The organism is Kitasatospora sp. NPDC001539 (assembly GCF_040298565.1).
GTDB lineage: Bacteria > Actinomycetota > Actinomycetes > Streptomycetales > Streptomycetaceae > Kitasatospora.
Genome location: NZ_JBEPAK010000418.1, coordinates 1 through 3362, shown reverse-complemented (window position 1 = coordinate 3362; position 3362 = coordinate 1). Strand labels below are relative to the sequence as shown.

The following is a 3362-nucleotide window of genomic DNA, read 5'->3' as shown; positions in this document are numbered from 1 at the left end:
CGATGACGGCTGCCCACCAGAGCACCTTCAACGCGAATCCGGCGCCGAACAGGATCAGAGCGAGCAGAAGGACCAGCAGGAGCGGGACCATGGTTCGACCTCCTCGGTTGGCGTTGTGGTCGCCCTTCTGCCCCCGGTCCGCGAAGTCATGCCGGGGGCCCGCGCCTTCCGCACAGGGACGGGACGCGCGGGCCCGGTGGGGTCAGAACGCCTTCCGCAGCGCCGGCAGCAGCGTCCGCTCGGCCCACTCCAGGAAGGCGGGCTGGCTGTCCCCGCCCACCTGCACCAGGGCGACCTCGTCGAACCCGGCGTCGACGAAGGGCCGCACCGCCTCGACGAAGTCCTCGACGCGGTCGCCGCAGGGGATGGCCTCGGCGACGTCCTCGGGCCGCACGAACCCGCTGGCGGCGGCGAAGCCCGCGGTGCCCGGCAGCTCGGCGTTGACCTTCCAGCCTCCGCCGAACCAGCGGAACTGCTCGTGCGCCCGGCGCACGGCGGCCTCCCGGTCCGGGTCCCAGCACACCGGCAGCTGGCCGACGGCGGGCTTGCCGGCGCCGCCGTGCTCGGCGAAGCCCGCGAGCAGGTCCGCGTCGGGCTCCACCGCGATCGCCAGGTCGGCGAGCCGCCCGGCCAGCGCGCACGACGCCGGACCGGACACCGCCGTCCCGATCGGCGGCGGCTGGTCCGGGAGGTCCCACAGCCGGGCGCCGACCACGTCGAAGTGCTTGCCGTGCCGCGTCACGTAGCCGCCCTCGAACAGGGCCCGGATGATCTCGACGGCCTCGGCGAACATCTCCAGCCGCACCGACGCGGCCGGCCAACCCCGGCCCACCACGTGCTCGTTGAGGTTCTCCCCGCTGCCGAGCCCCAGCCGGAACCGGCCCTCGGACAGCAGTTGCAGCGTCGCCGCCTTCTGGGCCACCACCACGGGGTGGTAGCGGAAGGTCGGGCAGGTCACGTACGTCATCAGCGGGATCCGGGAGGTGGCCTGCGCCGCCGCTCCCAGTACCGCCCACGCGTACGGGGCGTGGCCCTGCTCGTCCAGCCAGGGGAAGTAGTGGTCCGAGGTGACCGAGAAGTCGAAGCCCGCGCGTTCGGCGAGCACCAGGTCGGAGACGAGTTCCCGGGGGCCCCGTTGCTCCGTCATCATCGTGTATCCGATCTGCACCATGCTCCGCGCCTGCCCATTCGGCGGCGGCGCGAACGGACCGGCCGCACTCCTGACGTGACGTTCACGAATCGATGGCCCAGGGTAGTCGAGTGGATGCGAACAGTAGCCACGAGGGGGGTGATGCAGGGAGCGAAGATGCCGGAACACGAGCCGTTCGGCGCGGGGGCCGAAGCGGAGGGTGCGCAGCGACCGGTCGGATCGGCCGAGGCGCGGCGCAGACGCGTGCCGCCGCAGGGGCGGCCGGAGGACGGCCGCGCGACCGCTCCGCCCGTCGGACGGCCGGCCCCGAGACCGGTGCCGCCCCGAAAGGGCGCCGGCGGCGCCGCGGCGCCGGGGGAGGGCGCCGACGTCGACGGAACGGTGCCCTGGCCCGACCGGATGCTGCCGCTGCTGCGCACTCCGTCCATCGCCCGGCCGCTGGTCGGCGACGCCCACGACGTCGGCGAGGACGAGCCCGGGGCCGCCGAGGTGGCCGCCGTCCTGGACCTGGCGCTGCTGGTGGGCGAGCTGATGCTGGCCTGCGGGGAGGCTGCGGAGGACGTCGAGGCGGCCATGCTCGCCGTCGCCCGGACCTACCGGGCCCAGCCCTGCGACCCCCGGGTCACCTTCACCCGGGTGGCGATCTCGTACCGGCCGGGCCCCGGCGAGCCGCCGGTGACGGCTGAGCGGTCCGTGCGCCACCCGGACGGCGACTACGCGGGACTGGCGACGCTCTTCCGGCTGGTCACCGAGATCACCGTGGGCGGACTCGCGGTGGGCGACGCCCACCGGCGGCTGCGGGCGGTGCGTCCGCACTGCCGCCGCTACCCCGGCTGGGTCCTGGCGGTGTCCCCGGGCCTGCTCGCCGGGGCCGCGACGCTGCTGGTCGGCGGCCGGGCCGACGCCAGGGCCTGGCTGGTGTTCGTCCTCGCCGTCGTCGCGGCCATGGCGGGCGACCGGCTCTCGGTGCTGGTCGGACGCCACGACCTGCCGGAGTTCTACCGGATCGCGACGGCCGCGACGCCGGCCGCGGTGGTGGGCATCCTGATGTCCTTCAACCAGCTCCACCTGCGCGGATCCGTGGTGATCACCGGGGGGCTGTACGCGCTGCTGCCCGGGTGGCCCATGGTGGCGGCCGTCCAGGACGGCCTCGCCGGCTTCTACCTCACCGCCGCCGCGCGGCTGCTGAAGGTCCTGTACCTGATGGCGGGTGTGGTCGTCGGTGTGATGAGCGTGCTCTACGTCGGCGTCAACAACGGCGCCGACCTGGCGGCCCAGCGCGGACCGGGATCGACCACGAATCCGCCCCTCCAGCTGGCGGCGGCGCTCCTGCTCGCCCTGGCCTTCGCGGTGCTGCTGAACACCGAGCCGAACACGCTGCCGGCCGTGCTGCTCAACAGCGGGGCGGGCTGGACGACGTACGGCGTGCTGGTCAACGCCGGCGGGGAGCCCGTGATGGCCACCGGCCTCGCCGCCGTGCTGGTGGGCCTGTCCGGCCAGCTGATGGCCCGGTACCGGGGCAGTTCGGCGCTGCCGTTCGTCACCGCGGCCCTGGGGCCGCTGCTGCCCGGGTCCCTGCTGTACTTCGGGCTGCTGGCCTTCGTGCGGGGCGAACCCGAGGCGGGGCTCAACGGCGTGGGGCGTGCCACGGCCACGGCGATGGCCCTCGCCATCGGCGTGAACCTCGGCCGCGAGGTGGCCCGGCTGTTCCTCCCGGCGCCCGGTGCGGCCCTGGCCGCCCGCCGGCGCGGCGGGCGCCACCGCCGGTGAGAGGGGCGCCACCGCCAGTGAGAGGGGCGCGGCGGGCATGAACACGCGGGACGGGGTTAGACGAGCGGGGCGAACGACCGCCGAACGACCGTCGAACGACCGCCTTGATCGGAAGGATCCGCCGTGGCCGACCTCTCCCTCCTGCCCGAAGCGTCCGAGCGCCGCTGGAGCCGCGCGTCGGACGGAGCCTGTCGCACCGTCGACAGCCGTGTCTTCCTCGGTCCGGCCCACGAGGTCGGCGCCGCCGCGAGGGAGCGGGCCGAGGCGGCGAAGGCCGTCTGCGCCGGCTGCCGGGTCCGGGTGGAGTGCCGGCGCCACGCGCTCGCCGCGCGGGAGCCGCACGGGGTCTGGGGCGGGCTGACCGAGGAGGAGCGCCGCGCACTGTTCACCGGGGATCCCGTTCGCTCGGTCGCGTGACGTCGTACCGGACGCCGGTGACGGG

The 3362-nt window shown here is 75.0% G+C and carries 3 protein-coding genes and 1 pseudogene; 2 read left to right on the top strand and 2 right to left on the bottom strand.

Features of this window, described 5'->3' with window-relative positions; genetic code table 11:
- Together ABT247_RS32675 and ABT247_RS32670 are read right to left on the bottom strand one after the other, a co-directional pair.
- Positions 1-91, bottom strand: a pseudogene (locus ABT247_RS32675) (hydrophobic protein); the annotation flags it as partial.
- A 111-nt stretch (positions 92-202) separates the two neighbouring features.
- Positions 203-1171, bottom strand: a complete 969-nt coding sequence (locus ABT247_RS32670) for an LLM class F420-dependent oxidoreductase (RefSeq protein ID WP_350750102.1) — start codon at positions 1169-1171, stop codon at positions 203-205.
- A 360-nt stretch (positions 1172-1531) separates the two neighbouring features.
- Here ABT247_RS32670 and ABT247_RS32665 point away from each other — a divergent pair, with 360 nt between their 5' ends.
- Together ABT247_RS32665 and ABT247_RS32660 are read left to right on the top strand one after the other, a co-directional pair.
- Positions 1532-2920, top strand: coding sequence for a threonine/serine exporter family protein (locus ABT247_RS32665; protein WP_350750099.1), 1389 nt, complete (start codon positions 1532-1534; stop codon positions 2918-2920).
- Positions 2921-3043: 123 nt separating this feature from the next.
- Complete coding sequence (locus ABT247_RS32660; RefSeq protein ID WP_502892544.1) at positions 3044-3337, top strand: WhiB family transcriptional regulator; 294 nt, start codon at positions 3044-3046, stop codon at positions 3335-3337.
- Positions 3338-3362: the final 25 nt, after the last annotated feature.

Coding starts and splice junctions, on each gene's coding strand:
- ABT247_RS32670 (WP_350750102.1), bottom strand. CDS start 1,171: ATGGTGCAGATCGGATACACGATGATGACGGAGCAACGGGGCCCCCGG.